The sequence below is a fragment of the Streptomyces sp. NPDC005303 genome, assembly GCF_040607335.1.
Classification (GTDB): Bacteria; Actinomycetota; Actinomycetes; order Streptomycetales; family Streptomycetaceae; genus Streptomyces.
The window spans coordinates 21,792-36,098 of the sequence record NZ_JBEXGM010000009.1 but is presented as its reverse complement, the minus strand read 5'-3'; the positions used below and the strand labels follow the sequence as shown (position 1 = coordinate 36,098).

At 71.1% G+C, this 14,307-nt stretch carries 13 protein-coding genes; 5 read left to right on the top strand and 8 right to left on the bottom strand.

Translation table 11 applies throughout. The features are described from left to right. Positions 1-204: 204 nt before the first annotated feature. Positions 205-600 (bottom strand): NAD(P)H-binding protein, encoded by a 396-nt coding sequence (locus ABZT93_RS15785; protein WP_356104358.1) that lies wholly within the window; start codon positions 598-600, stop codon positions 205-207. A 157-nt stretch (positions 601-757) separates the two neighbouring features. Continuing rightward, positions 758-1,432, bottom strand: a complete 675-nt coding sequence (locus tag ABZT93_RS15780) for a polysaccharide lyase family 7 protein (protein WP_356104355.1) — start codon at positions 1,430-1,432, stop codon at positions 758-760. Positions 1,433-1,918: 486 nt separating this feature from the next. Here ABZT93_RS15780 and ABZT93_RS15775 point away from each other — a divergent pair, with 486 nt between their 5' ends. Further along, positions 1,919-3,202, top strand: a complete 1,284-nt coding sequence (locus tag ABZT93_RS15775) for an MFS transporter (RefSeq protein ID WP_356104352.1) — start codon at positions 1,919-1,921, stop codon at positions 3,200-3,202. 127 nt (positions 3,203-3,329) lie between these two features. Next, positions 3,330-3,836: an ArsI/CadI family heavy metal resistance metalloenzyme gene (locus ABZT93_RS15770; protein WP_356104349.1), complete on the top strand. Its 507-nt coding sequence runs from the start codon at positions 3,330-3,332 to the stop codon at positions 3,834-3,836. Between the two features lie 80 nt (positions 3,837-3,916). On the opposite strand, the gene ABZT93_RS15765 is transcribed toward ABZT93_RS15770, so the two are convergent. Next, positions 3,917-7,306 carry a S8 family serine peptidase gene (locus ABZT93_RS15765; protein WP_356104346.1) on the bottom strand — a complete coding sequence of 1,130 codons (3,390 nt, stop codon included), beginning with the start codon at positions 7,304-7,306 and terminating at the stop codon, positions 3,917-3,919. A 30-nt stretch (positions 7,307-7,336) separates the two neighbouring features. Next, a complete protein-coding gene (locus tag ABZT93_RS15760) occupies positions 7,337-8,128 on the bottom strand; it encodes a DUF3152 domain-containing protein (RefSeq protein WP_356104344.1) in 792 nt (263 codons plus the stop codon). 158 nt (positions 8,129-8,286) lie between these two features. Between ABZT93_RS15760 and ABZT93_RS15755 the strand changes: the two genes are divergently transcribed. Genes ABZT93_RS15755 through ABZT93_RS15745 form a run of 3 tightly spaced genes read left to right on the top strand, consistent with a single transcriptional unit; the run spans position 8,287 to position 10,981 of the window. Further along, entirely contained in the window at positions 8,287-8,982 is a 696-nt protein-coding gene (locus ABZT93_RS15755) for a response regulator transcription factor (protein ID WP_356104341.1), read from the top strand. Beyond that, on the top strand, positions 8,979-10,439 hold the full coding sequence (locus ABZT93_RS15750; RefSeq protein WP_356104339.1) for an ATP-binding protein: 1,461 nt from the start codon (positions 8,979-8,981) through the stop codon (positions 10,437-10,439). Before ABZT93_RS15755 ends, ABZT93_RS15750 begins: the two co-directional genes overlap by 4 nt. Further along, a complete protein-coding gene (locus tag ABZT93_RS15745; RefSeq protein ID WP_356104336.1) occupies positions 10,436-10,981 on the top strand; it encodes a hypothetical protein in 546 nt (181 codons plus the stop codon). The genes ABZT93_RS15750 and ABZT93_RS15745 overlap by 4 nt, the downstream gene beginning before the upstream one ends. On the opposite strand, the gene ABZT93_RS15740 is transcribed toward ABZT93_RS15745, so the two are convergent. From ABZT93_RS15740 to ABZT93_RS15725, 4 genes are all read right to left on the bottom strand, one after another. Then, positions 10,947-11,345, bottom strand: coding sequence for a metalloregulator ArsR/SmtB family transcription factor (locus tag ABZT93_RS15740; RefSeq protein WP_356104814.1), 399 nt, complete (start codon positions 11,343-11,345; stop codon positions 10,947-10,949). The genes ABZT93_RS15745 and ABZT93_RS15740 overlap by 35 nt on opposite strands. 155 nt (positions 11,346-11,500) lie before the next feature. Next, on the bottom strand, positions 11,501-11,875 hold the full coding sequence (locus tag ABZT93_RS15735) for a hypothetical protein (protein ID WP_356104333.1): 375 nt from the start codon (positions 11,873-11,875) through the stop codon (positions 11,501-11,503). A gap of 300 nt (positions 11,876-12,175) precedes the next feature. Then, complete coding sequence (locus ABZT93_RS15730; RefSeq protein WP_356104331.1) at positions 12,176-13,933, bottom strand: SpoIIE family protein phosphatase; 1,758 nt, start codon at positions 13,931-13,933, stop codon at positions 12,176-12,178. 92 nt (positions 13,934-14,025) lie between these two features. Then, entirely contained in the window at positions 14,026-14,307 is a 282-nt protein-coding gene (locus ABZT93_RS15725) for a hypothetical protein (RefSeq protein ID WP_356104812.1), read from the bottom strand.

The following is a 14,307-nucleotide window of genomic DNA, read 5'->3' as shown; positions in this document are numbered from 1 at the left end:
ATGGTGATTCGCACCTCTCTGTGGATGGATGTCGGGCCGGTATGAGCGGGGGAACGTTCGCCAGGTTGCCCGATCATGAGCGAGAGCGAGTCGGCCTCGGGGGGTCGGGCGTTGGCTGCGTGTCCTGGCGGAGTGCTGGATGCGGCCCGTATTGCAAAAACCGAGCCGTGTGTACTCGCTCCGGCAGGTGGGGAGGAGGGCGCCTCAGTCGGTGATGACGGCGTCGCGGTGGATCCACTCGGTGCTGTGGGCCGCCCTGTGCAGGAAGTCGGCGACGTCCGCGCGGCTGATCGTCGGGTTGCCCCTCATCGGGAGACGCTCGCCGACGAGAGAACCGCCCTTGGCCGGGCCCTTGGTCAGCATGGTCGGGTAGACGGCGTCCACCCGCTCGGGGTGAGGGCGCGGGTCGCCGCCGCGCCACCGCTCGGCGGCGGCGAGCAGCCGCACCGCGCGCGGGAGGTCGCCGATGACCCGGTCCGCCAGGTCCTCCAGTGCCTCCGGCCTGCGCGCCAGCACCGTGACCCTGTCGCCGGACTGAAGGGCCAGGTCGACGACGTGGCGTCCGGTGGGGCCGGTCGCGCCGAGGATGAGCAGATTCATGGCGAGGAAACGCGGGTGAGTGGGGCGGGGCCTGCCGCTGCCGCCGACCGCGCGGGCGGCGTGACGGGCTAAGCGGACAACTGTCCGGTGCGCTGCAACGTACCGGACAGCTATCCGCTTAGCAAGGTCGGGTCCCCTGAGGGCATTCCCCTCGGAATCACCGCGTCCAGTACTTGATGTTGCGGAACCGGGCCTCCGCGCGCCCCGAGCCGTGGTCGTAGACGCCGTTCTTGAAGTAGCGGGTGGCAGGGCCCCGGTCGGCGACCGTCAGGACGAGGGAGTCGTCGAAGTAGACCTTGACCGTTCCCGTTCCGGTGCTCGCCTGGTGGGCGATCTTCACGTTGAACCAGGTGTCGTAGGCCCCGCTCCTGAGGACCGTGCCGTCGTAGCGGCGCACGGTGCCCCCGCCCGTGTCGTAGACGTTGAGCATGATGTCGGTGGCCGGGGTTCCGGAGGGGTGGACGCTGCGCAGGATCTGGACGAAGGAGGCGCCGTCCGAGCCGGCAGGGAGATACACGTCGGCGTCCCACATGTGATCGCCCGTGGTGTAGTCGACCTTCCAGCGCATCTCGGTGCGCGGATCGGTGGAGCTGCCCTCCTCGAAAGGCTCGTCGGTGGCGTACACCCACATCCGGTGGACTCCGCCGCTGTAGGTGTGACGCTCGCCCAGGTCGAGGTTCCAGGGCTTCTGCCAGCTGTAGGTGAACGACGTCTGCCGCCAGCCGTCGGTCGGGTCGGCGGCCGTCGCCGCGTCCGCGGACCCGGGGAGGGCGAGCGCGGCGCCGCCGGCCAGTAGGCCGGCCGCTGTCCGTAAGACGGATCTCCTGTTCATGGTGCGTCCTTTCCGTGGTGGGAGGGGCGGTCGGGAGGCAACACCAATACATCGGAGGAGTCAATGGCTTCGACGACGTCCAGTGCTGGATCCGACGCTTTCTGGGTGCATGAGTGGGTGCGCATCCTCGCTATACACCCGATGTGTTGGGGATCAGCCGCTGCTCGGAGGTCCCGGCCGCACTGGACGCCGGTGTCGCTCCGCGATGGCAGACGTAGGCGGTCGCGAAGTAGTGGGTGCCTGGACGTCCGTCGGGTCACCGGGGGTGCTGTGGTGCGGTGTTGCGGGTGCGAAGGACAAATCGAGCCCCGCGCCGTGAGGCCGTCGCTTCGGTGTGCCCGGCCGGACCCGGCGTGGGGGGACGGCCTTCGGTCGATGAACAGGGCTTCGGCTTGGGGCAATTGTGGTTCTTGCTTTGCCCGTGCATGCGTTGTCTGTCGCGTCACCCGGACCTAGCCTCGCCTGCGAACCGTGGGAAGGACCGGCATGCTGACGACCGTTCGAGAGCAGGCGACCGGACTCACCAAGGACCAGCGCAACGCGTTCGTCGCCGCCTATCTGGGCTGGGCCATGGACGCGTTCGACTACTTCCTGGTGGTCCTCGTCTACAGCGAGATAGCGGACGACTTCCATGTCTCCCTCACCGACATGGCCTTCCTCACCACCGCCACCCTCGTGATGCGGCCGGTCGGTGCCTTCGTCTTCGGCATGTGGGCCGACCGCCGGGGCCGCCGGCTCCCGCTCATGGTCGACGTGGTCTTCTACTCGATCGTCGGATTCGCCTGTGCCTTCGCGCCCAACTACGCCGTCCTGCTGGTACTTCGCCTGCTGTACGGCATCGGCATGGGCGGCGAGTGGGGCCTGGGCGCTGCCCTCGCCATGGAGAAGATCCCCGCCGAGCGGCGCGGCTTCTGGTCGGGACTGCTCCAGAGCGGCTACTCGCTGGGCTACCTCTTGGCCGCCGTGGCGTTCTTCGTCATCGAACCCGCCTTCGGCTGGCGCGGGTTGTTCGCCTTCAGTCTGGTGCCCGCCCTGGTCGCCCTGTGGGTGCGCAGCCGGGTGGAGGAGAGCGAGGTGTGGGAGAAGAGCGTCAAGCTCAACCGCACCCCCGCGTACCAGGTGTTCAGGAACCCGGCCGTGCTGAAGCGGTTCGTGTACCTCGTGGCGCTGATGACCGCCTTCAACTGGATGTCGCACGGCACCCAGGACATCTACCCGACCTTCGTCAAGAAGGGCCTGGGCCTGTCCCCGGACACCTCCATCGCCATCGCCGTCGTCTACAACATCGGCGCCATGATCGGAGGCGCACTGCTCGGCGCCTTCTCCGAGAGGCTGGGGCGCCGGCGCACGATCAGGATCGCGGCGGCCGGGGGCCTGGTTGTGGTGCCGTTCTTCGTCCTGTCCACGGCCGTGGGCTGGCTGATGCTCTCCTCCTTCCTCATGCAGATGTGCGTCCAGGGCGCCTGGGGCGTCATCCCCGCGCACCTGACCGAGATGAGCCCGGACGCGATCCGCGGCTTCTATCCCGGTGTCACCTATCAGCTCGGCAACCTGATCGCCGCCCTCAACCTCCCCATCCAGGAAGCCCTCGCCGAACGGCACGGCTACCCGGCGGCGATGGCCTGGACCGTGGTGCCCGCCCTGGCCGTGGTGATCCTGCTGAGCGCCGTCGGCAAGGAGGCCAAGGGCATCCGCTTCGGCGGCCCGGGCGTCGCCCCGGGCGGCCGCACCCCGAGCGCCCCGAGCACCGCGACGGCCGAGGGCGCGTAGAGAGCCTCGGCGTCCAGCTTGTTTCGATGTACTTCTATGTTGACGTCTGTCTATCCAGGTGGCACCCTCGCCTGTGTCACCTGTATCGACATCGGTCGATACGGCATCACCCGGATGGGAGACCGCCATGTCCCGAGTCCAGCTGGCCCTGCGCGTCGCCGACCTGGAAGGCTCGATCGCCTTCTACTCCAAGCTCTTCGGAACCGAGCCCGCCAAGCGCCGCGAGGGCTATGCCAACTTCGCTGTCACCGAACCCCCGCTGAAGCTGGTCCTCATCGAGGGCGAGCGCGGCGAGGAGACCCGCCTGGACCACCTCGGTGTCGAGGTCGCCGGCACCGAGGACGTCGACGCCGCCACGACCCGGCTGAAGGAGGCGGGCCTGGCCACGTTCGAGGAGAACGACACCTCCTGCTGCTACGCCCTCCAGGACAAGGTGTGGGTGCACGGCCCGGGCAGGGAGCCGTGGGAGGTGTACGTGGTCAAGGCCGACGCCGACACCCTGGAGAAGGCCGCCGCGTCCCCGGACGCCTGCTGCGGCACCACCGCCTGCTGCACTCCCGAGGAGCAGGCTCTCGATCCCGATCAGAGCCCGGCCGAGGCCAAGGCCGCCGCGGGATGCGCCTGCGGAAGCTGACCCGTGGCTTGCCCGCCCAGGCGGCCCTCTGCCCGGGACAGCGGTGAGGCCGGCCCGGGCAGAGATGCGTACGGAGGGGACTACGGGGTGGTCAGATAGGCCCTCTCGATCGTCTGGGTCAGGGTGTTGCCCGCCCGGTCGGTCAGCTCCGCGCGCAAGGAGACCGAACCCGCTGTCGCCGGGTGCTTGAGCGAGAGGTGGGTGCCGCCGACGGACTTGGCGGGCTGCCAGGTCCTTCCGTCGTCGTACGACACCTGGAAGGCGAGCTTCGCCGGGCGCTGTCCCGCCGCCGCCCCCTCGACGGTGAAGGGCACCTCGAAGCGCTTGCCGGCCTTCGCGGTGCTGGCCAGGGTCAGGTCGGGGCTGAAGCGGACCGTCGACAGCGGCAGTGCGGCGAACTCGCCCTCGGGGGCCTTCGCCGAGCGGAAGGTCCACTGCGCCCGGACGCGGGTGCTGACCGGATACACGGCCGGGTCACGGGAGCTGTCCACGGTGAGTTTGTACGCGGTGTCCTCGGCGGGCAGCGTGTACTCCGTGGGTTCGAGGGTCGGCGCGATGCCGTAGTCGTCGGCGATCTCCTTGCCGTTCGCCTCCAGTTTCGTCGTCACCGTCGTGGTGTCGGTGAGACCCCAGTGCCCGGAGCCGTCGCCGAACAGCGGCAGGAAGGCCCTGAGGGTGTTCCCGTCGCGGCCGACGCCGGGGAAACCCCTGGCGGGTCCTGCGTCGGCGGGGCCGTTCAGGACAGGCCCGAAGACGCCCACGCCGAACCGTTCGTCGTAGCTGTGGCCGGCCTTCCACGTCCGCGGCATACGCATCAGGAAGCCCTCGAAGACCGCGTCCCGGCCCTCACCCCAGCGCTGCCAGGTGCGCACCGACCACTTCACACCGTTGTCGAGGATGTACTCGGTGCTCCGGTACGGCAGCTCCCCGCGCATGTCGGTGTAGCCGCTCACCAGTCGGCCGTCGGGCAGGTGCGCGGTCACCTCGGCCTGGACGCGCCGGCCCTCGACCGCCGCACCGACCCGGAGGTTCACCTTGGCCAGCTGCTTGCGTCGGACGTTCGCGGTGAAGCCGTCCAGGGTTCCCTCCCGGTACCAGCCCAGGTGGTAGTCGACCCGCCTGCCCTGCTTGTCCTTGCCGGCCCAGCCGCCCGAGTACAGGGAGTTGAGCCCCGGCACGGGCTCGTCGGAGCCGAGGCGCCCGAACCGGGAGCCCTCGAAGGTGGGCAGCAGGAACTGCAGGGAGCCGTCGTCCAGGCCCTCGCCCCGCCCGTAGCCGATCGCGACCGCGGCGTCGTTGTTCACGGCCGCCCGGTCCGGCACGGTGATGCCGACCGGCTTGGCCTGCCGGGCGTCGACGCTGATCGTCATGTCCTTGTCCAGCCGCAGCTTGGGCTGGATCAGCACGGCGTGCCGGGCGGCGGACAGCGACGGGTGGATCACCCCGGTCAGGAGGTAGTCGGCCTTGGGCAGCCGTACCGTCAGCTCGCCGTCCCGCTCGTCGGCGTAGTCGGCGTAGAAGCTGCCGGTGAGGCCCGCGACGGAGGTCACGGCGTCGCCCGTCGCCGCACCCTCCTCGTCGATGTGCTTGAGCGTCAGGTCGTACGACTCCACCTCGCGGACCACACCGACGGCGGACCGCACCCGCAGCTTGCCGTCGGCGGAGGCGGCTGTCACCGACCCGCCGAAGCTGCCGTCCACGGCGCCGACACGGGTGTCCGCGGTGACCTCGGCGCTCGCCTCGCCGCCCGCCGGGACGGTGAGGCGCTGCGGGGAGACGGTGAACATGCCCTCGGCGGCGGGCTTTCCGTCCACCGCGTAGGCGTCCACGGACAGGTCGAGGGTGACCGGCGTGGAGCCGAGGTTGCGGTAGGTGAGCTGTTTGGTCTCCGTCCTGTCGTCGTCGTGCGGCCACTGCTGGACGCCGAAGTCGACCGGTCCCTGCTCGGTGACGACGTTCTCGTCCAGCGCCCGGACCACATCGACCCGTCCGGTGCCCTGCTGGTAGGAGCTGTACGCGCCCGGCTGTGCCGAACCGGTCAGGACCGCCTTGAGGCGCTCACCGCTCCAGTCGGGGTGCTGCTGGGCGAGGAGCGCGGCCGCGCCCGCGACATGCGGGGTGGCCATGGAGGTGCCGTCGATGGTGAGGTACCCGGGGATGTCGGAGGGGTACCACTCGGACAGGACGCTGCCCGCGGCGGACGCGGCCGTGATGGCGACACCCGGCGCGGTCAGGTCGGGCTTGACCCCGCTGTCGCCGACCCGCGGACCGCGGCTGGAGAAGGCGGCGAGCGCGTCGGACTTGTCGACCGCGCCGACGGTGAGCGCGGACGCGGCGCTGCCGGGCGAGCCGACGGTGGTTTCGCCGGACTCGCCCTCGTTGCCGGCCGCGATGACGAACAGGGTGCCGGACTCGGCGGAGAGCCGGTTGACGGCCTCCTCCATCGGGTCGACCTCGGGGAAGTCGGGGCCGCCGAGGCTGAGGCTGACGACGTCCGCGCCCTGGGCCACCGCCCACTCCATGCCGGCGATGATGTCGGAGTCGCTGCCGCCGCCCGTGTCGTTGAGGACCTTGGCGTTGAGGAGCCTCGCGCCCGGCGCGACCCCCTTGTACTTCCCGTCCGACTTCGCCCCGCTGCCCGCCACGGTGGACGCGACATGGGTGCCGTGGCCGAACCTGTCGGTGGTGGCGCCGGTGCCGCTGAAGTCCTGCTCGGCGACCACCTTGCCCGCCAGGTCGGGGTGGCTGGTGTCGATTCCGGTGTCCAGTACGGCGACCTTGGTTCCGGTGCCGTCGAATCCCGCGGCCCAGGCGGCCGGTGCGCCGATCTGCGGGACGCTCTTGTCGAGGGAGGCCCGGCGCTTCCCGTCCAGCCACAGCTTCTCGACGCCGGTGCCGGCGGTGAACTCCGCCGTGCCCTGCGAGGACTTGTGGGTGACGGCCTTCCAGAACCCGGCGCCGCGCTTCTTCGCGGAGCGCATCGCCCGGCCGTTGACGACGGCCAATCGCCGTCCCATCCGCGCCCCGGCCTCGGTGAACGGGCTCGTCGAGGGGGCCTTCCCGCCGCGGAACGTGGCGATCAGGGGGAGGTCGGAGCGGTGCGCGTCGTCGTAGCCGTCTTTGACCAGCTGGGTGACGTCGAACAGGCGCGGGTCCAACTTGCCCCGCGCCAGAAGCAGTTCGGCGTCACCGGGGACGACCCGGGTGTGCCCGGCTACCACCCGGATCGAGAACGGCATGTTCTTCCGGCCCTGCGCCCGCTCCACTCCCGAGACCTGGCCGGTGGCGTCCACCAGGACCCGGTCGCCGGTGACGAGCGTGACGGTCCGCACCGCGGAGGCCGTACGGGCGCTCTTGGCAGAGACGGCGTCGACGGCACCCGCGCCGGCCGGGAGCCCGGCGAGGACCAGGGCCGCGGAAGCCACCCCCGCGGCCATGGCCGCATGTCTGTGGCGTACGCGTAACTCCATCTGAACTCCTGACAGTTGGGGATCAAGACGTCACGGGACGGAGGGGCCCGTGAGGGGACGGCCGTCGCTGTCGTACGGCCAGACATTGGGGACGCAGCCGAGCAGGCCCTTGATCTGCTGCATCATCGCGGGGGCCGGCTGCCCCTTGCCGGGGCAGGTCACATGGCCGTGACCGAGGAAGTGGCCCACCTCGTGGTTGATGATCAGCGAGCGGTACCCGACGACGTCCTCGCGGTAGAACTCGGTGGCCAGGACCCAGCGTCTGAGGTTGACCATCACAGTGCGGTTCACACTGCAGTTGACCTTGCCGCCGGTGTCGAGGCCGCCCTCGGCGCATTTCCTGTCGACGGTCGCCGGGGTGGCGAGGCGGACCACGAAGTCGGTGGGACCGTCGGAGACCCGCTGGAACGCCGAGTGTCCGTCGGCCGTCCAGCCGCGCGGGTCGGCCAGGGTCCGCTCCACCTGTGCGGCTACGTCCTCGGGGGAGATCGTGATGCCCTTCTCCACCTCGACCCGGTAGCGCAGGGGTGTTCCCTTGCCGACCCGTCCGCTCCCGCCGGGCGCGGTGACGAAGGTCCCCGGACCGCTCTGGGGGAGGGGGGTCGTGGCGGGGCCGGGGGGCGCGCTGGACTGTTCCGGGTCCGGCTCCGATTGCGGGTCCGGTTCCGATGATCCGGCGGTCTCTTGAGGCGTCGGACTCTCAACCGGTGTGGAAGCCGCGGACGTTCGCTTCGCGTCGGACGGCAGCCACGCCACCACCGCGCCACCGACTGCCGCGAAGACCGCCAACGCGGCCAGTCCGCCCGTCAGTTGTCTCTTCACGCTCCGCTCGGAGCGCTTACGGCGACGGTTGCCGGCGGGGTTTCGTCTGTGCGCTGTCACGGTCGTTCACGATGTGATCGCCATGTGATCGGACCTGGCCCGGAAGATAACGAACCGATAACCCTCCTCGTGGTCATGGCCGTGTGGATACTGTGCGCATGCCACGTGTACTGCTGATCGAGGACGACCCCGCCGTGCGGGAGGGCGTCGCCCTGGCCCTGCGCCGCCAGAACCACGACGTCGCCGCCACCGCGACCGGCGAGGAGGGGATGGACCGGCTGCGGGCCTTTCGGCCGGACATCGTCGTCCTCGATCTGATGCTGCCCGGCATGACCGGACTGGACGTGTGCCGGGGCATCCGGGCCGTGGACCAGACCCTGCCGATCATCATGGCGACGGCACGGGGTGAGGAGGTGGACATCGTCGTGGGCCTGGAGGCGGGCGCCGACGACTACGTCGTCAAACCCGTACTGGCCCGGGTGCTCGACGCGCGCATACGCGCCGTCCTGCGCCGGGCGGCAGGCGGTGCGCCCGGCGCCGAGGGCCTGCCCAAGATAGACACGTACGGCGACCTGACCGTCGACCGGGCCGGACTGACCGTCTCGCTGAGTGGCGATCAGATCGCCCTCGCCCCCTCCGAGTTGCGGCTCCTGCTCACCCTCTCCGCCTCACCGGGCCAGGTGTTCAGCCGTCAGCAACTCCTGGAGGCCGTCTGGGAGCACGATTACCACGGCGACGCCCGCCTGGTGGACGCCTGCGTCAAACGACTGCGCACCAAGATGTCCGAGCCGCCCCGCGCACCCCGCTACATCCACACCGTGCGCGGTTTCGGCTACCGCTTCTCGGCGCCGTGAGGAAGCGGCGGCTGCGGGGCCTGCGTGCCCGTCTGGTGGTGGCCTTCGGACTCGTCGCCACCATCGCGGCCATCACGACCGGCGCCCTGACCTTCCGGGAGGCGCGCACCGGAGTGCTCCAGCAGAGCCAGGACGCCACCATCAGACAACTGCGGGCCCAGCTGAACCAGCATGCCGCCGAACTCGCCGTGCCCCCCGACGAGTCCGCCCTGCGGAAGTTCGCGCGGGAGACCGCGGCCACCGAGTCGCAGGGCAGCTGGCGGGTGCTGGTGAACTACGGCGACCTCAGCGGCTCCTCCGCTCCGGGTGACCCCTTCACCGAGGTGACGCCGGCCCTGCGTGAGGCAGTCGCATCCAGCCGGGCCACCGTGTTCCAGCGGGTGCGCGGCGAGGGACGCACCTCCCTCGTCGTCGGCATGTCGCTCCTCTTCGGCGGCCGGGACACCGCCCCCACGGCCACCGGGGTCCAGGTCTTCCTCGTCGTTCCGCAGACCACGGAACAGGCGTATGTCGACGCCCTGGTCACCGCCGTCGAACGGGCCATGGTGGCAGCGCTCGCGCTGGCCGTCGTGCTCGCGCTCCTCGCCGCCCGCGGGGTGCTGGTGCCGGTGCGCAAGCTGCGGCTCGCCACCCGCAGGATCGCCGAAGGGCGCCTGGACACCCGGCTCGCGGTCAACGGCTCGGACGAACTCGCGGACCTGTCCCACACGTTCAACGAGACGGCCGCCGCGCTGGAGGCGTCGGTCGCGGAGCTCCGCGAAATGGAGTCCAGGGCCCGTCGCTTCGCCGCCGACGTCTCGCACGAACTGCGCACCCCGCTCGCCGCCATGTCCGCGGTCACCGACGTCCTCGACGAGGACGCCGCCGAACTGGACCCGGACACCGCCACCGCGGTCCGGCTCATCAGCGAGGAGACCGTCAAACTGGCCCGTCTCGTGGACGACTTGATGGAGATCTCCCGCTTCGACGCGGGCGCGGCGGTGCTGCACCTGGACGAGATCGACCTCGCCGAGTCGATCCGCCGCACCCTCGCCTCACGCGGCTGGACGGACACGGTGGCGACCGATCTGCCACCACCGGACGCGGTCCGCGGGGGCGTCGACCCGCGCCGCCTCGACGTGGTCGTCGCCAACCTGGTGGGCAACGCCCTCAAACACGGCGCCCCTCCGGTGCAGGTGCGTCTGAGCGCCGCAGACGCGGTGGCCGTGATCGAGGTACGGGACAGCGGCCCCGGCATCCCGTACGACGTCCTGCCCCATGTCTTCGAGCGGTTCTACAAGTCGGACTCCGCCCGGATCCGCTCCGAGGGCAGCGGGCTCGGCCTGTCCATCACCGCGGAGAACGTCCGTATCCACGGCGGCACCGTCCACGCGGCCAACCACCCGGCGGGCGGTGCCGTCTTCACCGTAGAACTTCCGCTGAGGCGGGACGAGTCGGTCGAGGAGGATCCCTCATGAAGCCCCTGCGCCGCGTCCCGCTGCTGGCGCTCCTCGCGCTCACCTCCTGCGGGATCCCCGCGACCGGAGTGGTCCAGGCCGGCGGCCCGGCGAGCGGGACCCTGCCCCAGACGCCGGTCTACTTCGTCGAGAAGAACGGCGCGCTCGTCGCGACGCCCCGCACGACCGAGTCGCCCGGTGACCCGGAGGCGGCGCTGCGGCTGCTGATGGCCGGTCCGCTGGAAGGGGAGGGGGGCCTGGGCGGCCTGTTCACCGAGGTACCGGGCCCGGCGACCTCCGCGCCCCTCCCCACGGCCACCGCCGACGTGCCCGGCAAGCCCTCGTCCGACGCCCCGACGGTGACCGTGGCGGGTGGCACGATGACGATCCGACTCCCCCCGGGCGTGGACAGGTTGAGCGACACCGGGGTGCGGCAGATGATCTGCACGGCCGCCGCCGCGTACCGCCTCACCCGCCCGTCGGTCGACGCGGTCACCGCCCAGGTGACCGGCGGCTCCGGACGGCGGGTCAGGGGGTCGGACGAGAGCTGCCCCGATCGGTGAGGACTCTTTCCACCGCTGGAGACTCCGCCTCGGCGGTGTCGGCCTGCCGGAGCTGGCTCAGGAGCTGGTTCTGGCCCGCCAGCAGCTCCGTGAGGATACGGCGGGCGGCGCGCAGGAGTTCGGCGACATCACCGCCGGCGAGGGCGTAACTCACCGTGGAGCCTTCGCGGGTGGACACGACGATGCCCGAGCGCCGCAGCACGGCCAGCTGCTGGGAGAGGCTGGAGGGCTCGATGTCGATGTCGGCGAGCAGATCGCGGACCGGCACGGGCCCGTGCTGGAGCAGTTCCAGGACGCGGATGCGCACGGGGTGGCCGAGCATGCGGAAGAAGTCCGCCTTGGCCTGGTAGAGGGGGACGTGCATGGGCGGCGCTCGCTCCCTGCCGGACGGTACGGGGTCGTCGGTGCCGATCCTGCTGGGCGGGGACGCCGGGCGGCCAGGGATTGGGCTCATGTGGATGTGGTGACTTGAAGAAGTCTTCACATCGTGGGCGCACGGCGTCCCGGCCGGGAGCCGTTCTAGACCTCCAACTGCTGTTCCACGCGCTTGAGTTGGTGGCGGGCCATCGCCAGGTTCGAGCGGGCCTTGTCGAGGACCAGGTAGAGGAACAGCCCGTTGCCGGTGCGGCCCGTCACCAGGCGGATGAGGTGGTACTGGCTCTCGAGCGTGATCAGGATGTCCTCGATGTCGCTCTTGATCCCCAGCTGTTCCATGGTGCGGACCTTGGCGCGGATGACGTCGGTGTTGCCGGCCGCCGCGATGGTCGGGTCCAGGTCCTTGCCGCCGCCCAGGGTGCCCAGCGCCATTCCGCTGGTGTAGTCGACGACCGCGGCCGCCACCGCCCCTTCGGTGCCGGCCATCATCTCCTTCAGCGACACTTCCACACTCGCCACGGTGCCTCCCCTTGTGCCTGTGGATCGCGGCGGACCCGTGGTCGGGCCCGTCCGCCGGATGCCGGGACCTTATGCGCGGAGCGGGGGCCGGGCGCGGGGGTCTTCGGGACTGCCTCCCGTTGACCGAACGCCATACCGACAGGACCGCCCACGGACCCACAACTGGCCTTCCAGGGGCCGAAGATGACGCCCGGAGCGGACGCGGCGCTTCCTGGACCGCCTCGGCCGAAAGGCACAGGCGCGTGCCGCGCACAGGTGACGAGCGGCCGTCGCCCCCGGTACCGGACGGCTGAGCCGTGTCTACAGGATGCGGGCCGCCAGGAGCGTGACGTCGTCCTCGGAGTCAGCCGGCGCCAGCCGGTCGAGGACGGTGTTCAGGACGTCCGGCAGGGCCTGTCCGGCCGTGACGGGGATGCCGGCGAGGGCGGCGAGGCTCGTCTCGATGTCCTCGCCGCGCCGCTCCACGAGCCCGTCGGTGTAGGCCAGCAGCAGGGTGCCCGGCGGCATCGGGCAGGGCCGGCTCTCGTATCCGCCGGAACCCGTGCCCAGCGGAGGTCCGACCGGCAGGTCCGCGAGGTCGGGGGTGGCGCCGGGCCGGACCAGCAGGGGCGGGACATGACCGGCCGTGGCCAGGACCGCCTGTCCGGCGGCGGGATCCAGCAGGGCCAGCACACAGGTGGCGACGCGGTCCAGGTCGAGCGCGTGGGCGGTGCGGTCCGCCTCGGTGAGCAGCCGGTCGGGCGCGAGGCCCTGCAGGGCCAGCGCACGCAGCAGCGAGCGGTACTCGCTCATGGCCGCGGCGGCCCGTACCCCGTGCCCCATGACGTCCCCGACCACGAGCAGGGTGCGTCCGGAGGGCAGCGCGACGGCGTCGAACCAGTCGCCGCCCACTTCGGCGCCCCTCCCGGCGGGCAGATAACGGCTGGCGATCTCCACGCCCGGTCCCGGTATGTGCGGGGTGGCCAGGAAGGCGCGCTGCATCTCCAGTGCGGTCTCGTGCTCGTGGGTGTAGCGCAGGGCGTGTCCGATGCCGGTCGCGGCCCGCGCGGTCAGCAGTTCCAGCAGCTCGACGTCGTCCGGCGCGAACTCGGGGGAGTGCGCCCTGCGGCCGAGGATGACCGCCCCGACGGGCTCGCCGCCGACCATGAGGGGCAGGTAGGCCACGGAGTGCAGCTCCAGGGCGCGGTAGCGCTCCAGCCGCTGCCGCGTGGGGGCGAGCATGCGCAGGGTGTCGTCGTCGGGCCGGTTGAGCACCACGGGCTTGTGGGCGGTCAGTACCTGGGACATCGACGAACTGGCCTGGTGGAAGATCACCTCGCCGCTTCTGGTCGCCGGGGTGACCGGTTCGGGCACCCCCGGTGCGGCGGCCACCGCCATGCGCCGCAGCCGCACCGGGACCGGTGTGGCCGGAGCCCGGCGCGTGCCCTCGGGGTCGAGCACGTCCACGGCGGCGTAGTCGGCGAAGCGCGGCACCAGCACATCGGTCAGTGCCCGGCAGGCCTCGGCCGCGTCAAGCGTGCCGCCGACCCGGGCGGCGATCTCCTCCAGCAGTTCCAGACGCTGCTGGGCCCGCCTGAGCGACTCGCGCTGCCGGATGTCATCGGTGACCTCCATGACGACGGCGGCGACACCGAGGATCTCGCCGTCCTCGCCCTCCAGCCGGTGGAAGGCGCCGAGCCACCAGCGCGGCACATCCATCGTGTCGTCGGGCGTCCGGCCGTCGAACACGACCGTCTGCGGCCGTCCGGTGCGGAGCACCTCGCGGGCCACCTCCGCCGAGGGTCCGGAGCCGGGGGTCACCTCCGGCATGGGGCGGCCGAGGTGCTCCTGGACGGGCAGCCCGTTGAGCTCGGCGAGGGTGTCGTTGAGGTACAGATAGCGCAGGTCACCGTCCAGGACCGCGACGGCAGCCGGTGTCCCGTCCAGGAACCGGCGGGCCGTCCACAGCTCGTCCAGCACCTGCCCCGTGCCCGCCGTCCGGGCCGCCTCGGTCAGCTCCCGCAGCGCCCCCGAGGGCAGGAACGGGGCGGATCGCGCGGACAGGCGGGGGTGGGTCATCTGGTGTGATTCCTCGAAGATCCGGAGTCCGATTCGTCATACTTACGGCGTATTGGACCATATTCGAGGCATTCACGGCTATGAGCTCTGTCTCATCCGCCGCTCACCAGCTTCTCGAAGAAGAACTCGTGCTTGAGGAACGACGTCTCGTGCTCCGTCCCCGGATACGGCGGGACGAGCTGCGCGGCCTGGAAGAGCCGCCAGCCGTCCTCCAGGGCGGCGACGCCCGTCTCGTACGGCGGTTCGTCGCTGTCCCCGGTCGTGGGACGGGCGGCGCCGGTGCCGTCGTAGCGGGCCCAGCCGACGACCCGTGAGTCGAGCGCGGAGGTGTCCAGGTACAGGACGAGAACCTGCTGGCGCACGGTGGTGGACAT

Excerpts from the sequence above, each read along its gene's own strand:
- ABZT93_RS15785 (WP_356104358.1), bottom strand. The coding sequence starts at position 600 with ATGAATCTGCTCATCCTCGGCGCGACCGGCCCCACCGGACGCCACGTC.
- ABZT93_RS15780 (WP_356104355.1), bottom strand. The coding sequence starts at position 1,432 with ATGAACAGGAGATCCGTCTTACGGACAGCGGCCGGCCTACTGGCCGGC.
- ABZT93_RS15775 (WP_356104352.1), top strand. The coding sequence starts at position 1,919 with ATGCTGACGACCGTTCGAGAGCAGGCGACCGGACTCACCAAGGACCAG.
- ABZT93_RS15770 (WP_356104349.1), top strand. The coding sequence starts at position 3,330 with ATGTCCCGAGTCCAGCTGGCCCTGCGCGTCGCCGACCTGGAAGGCTCG.
- ABZT93_RS15765 (WP_356104346.1), bottom strand. The coding sequence starts at position 7,306 with ATGGAGTTACGCGTACGCCACAGACATGCGGCCATGGCCGCGGGGGTG.
- ABZT93_RS15755 (WP_356104341.1), top strand. The coding sequence starts at position 8,287 with ATGCCACGTGTACTGCTGATCGAGGACGACCCCGCCGTGCGGGAGGGC.
- ABZT93_RS15745 (WP_356104336.1), top strand. The coding sequence starts at position 10,436 with ATGAAGCCCCTGCGCCGCGTCCCGCTGCTGGCGCTCCTCGCGCTCACC.
- ABZT93_RS15740 (WP_356104814.1), bottom strand. The coding sequence starts at position 11,345 with ATGCACGTCCCCCTCTACCAGGCCAAGGCGGACTTCTTCCGCATGCTC.
- ABZT93_RS15730 (WP_356104331.1), bottom strand. The coding sequence starts at position 13,933 with ATGACCCACCCCCGCCTGTCCGCGCGATCCGCCCCGTTCCTGCCCTCG.
- ABZT93_RS15725 (WP_356104812.1), bottom strand. The coding sequence starts at position 14,307 with ATGTCCACCACCGTGCGCCAGCAGGTTCTCGTCCTGTACCTGGACACC.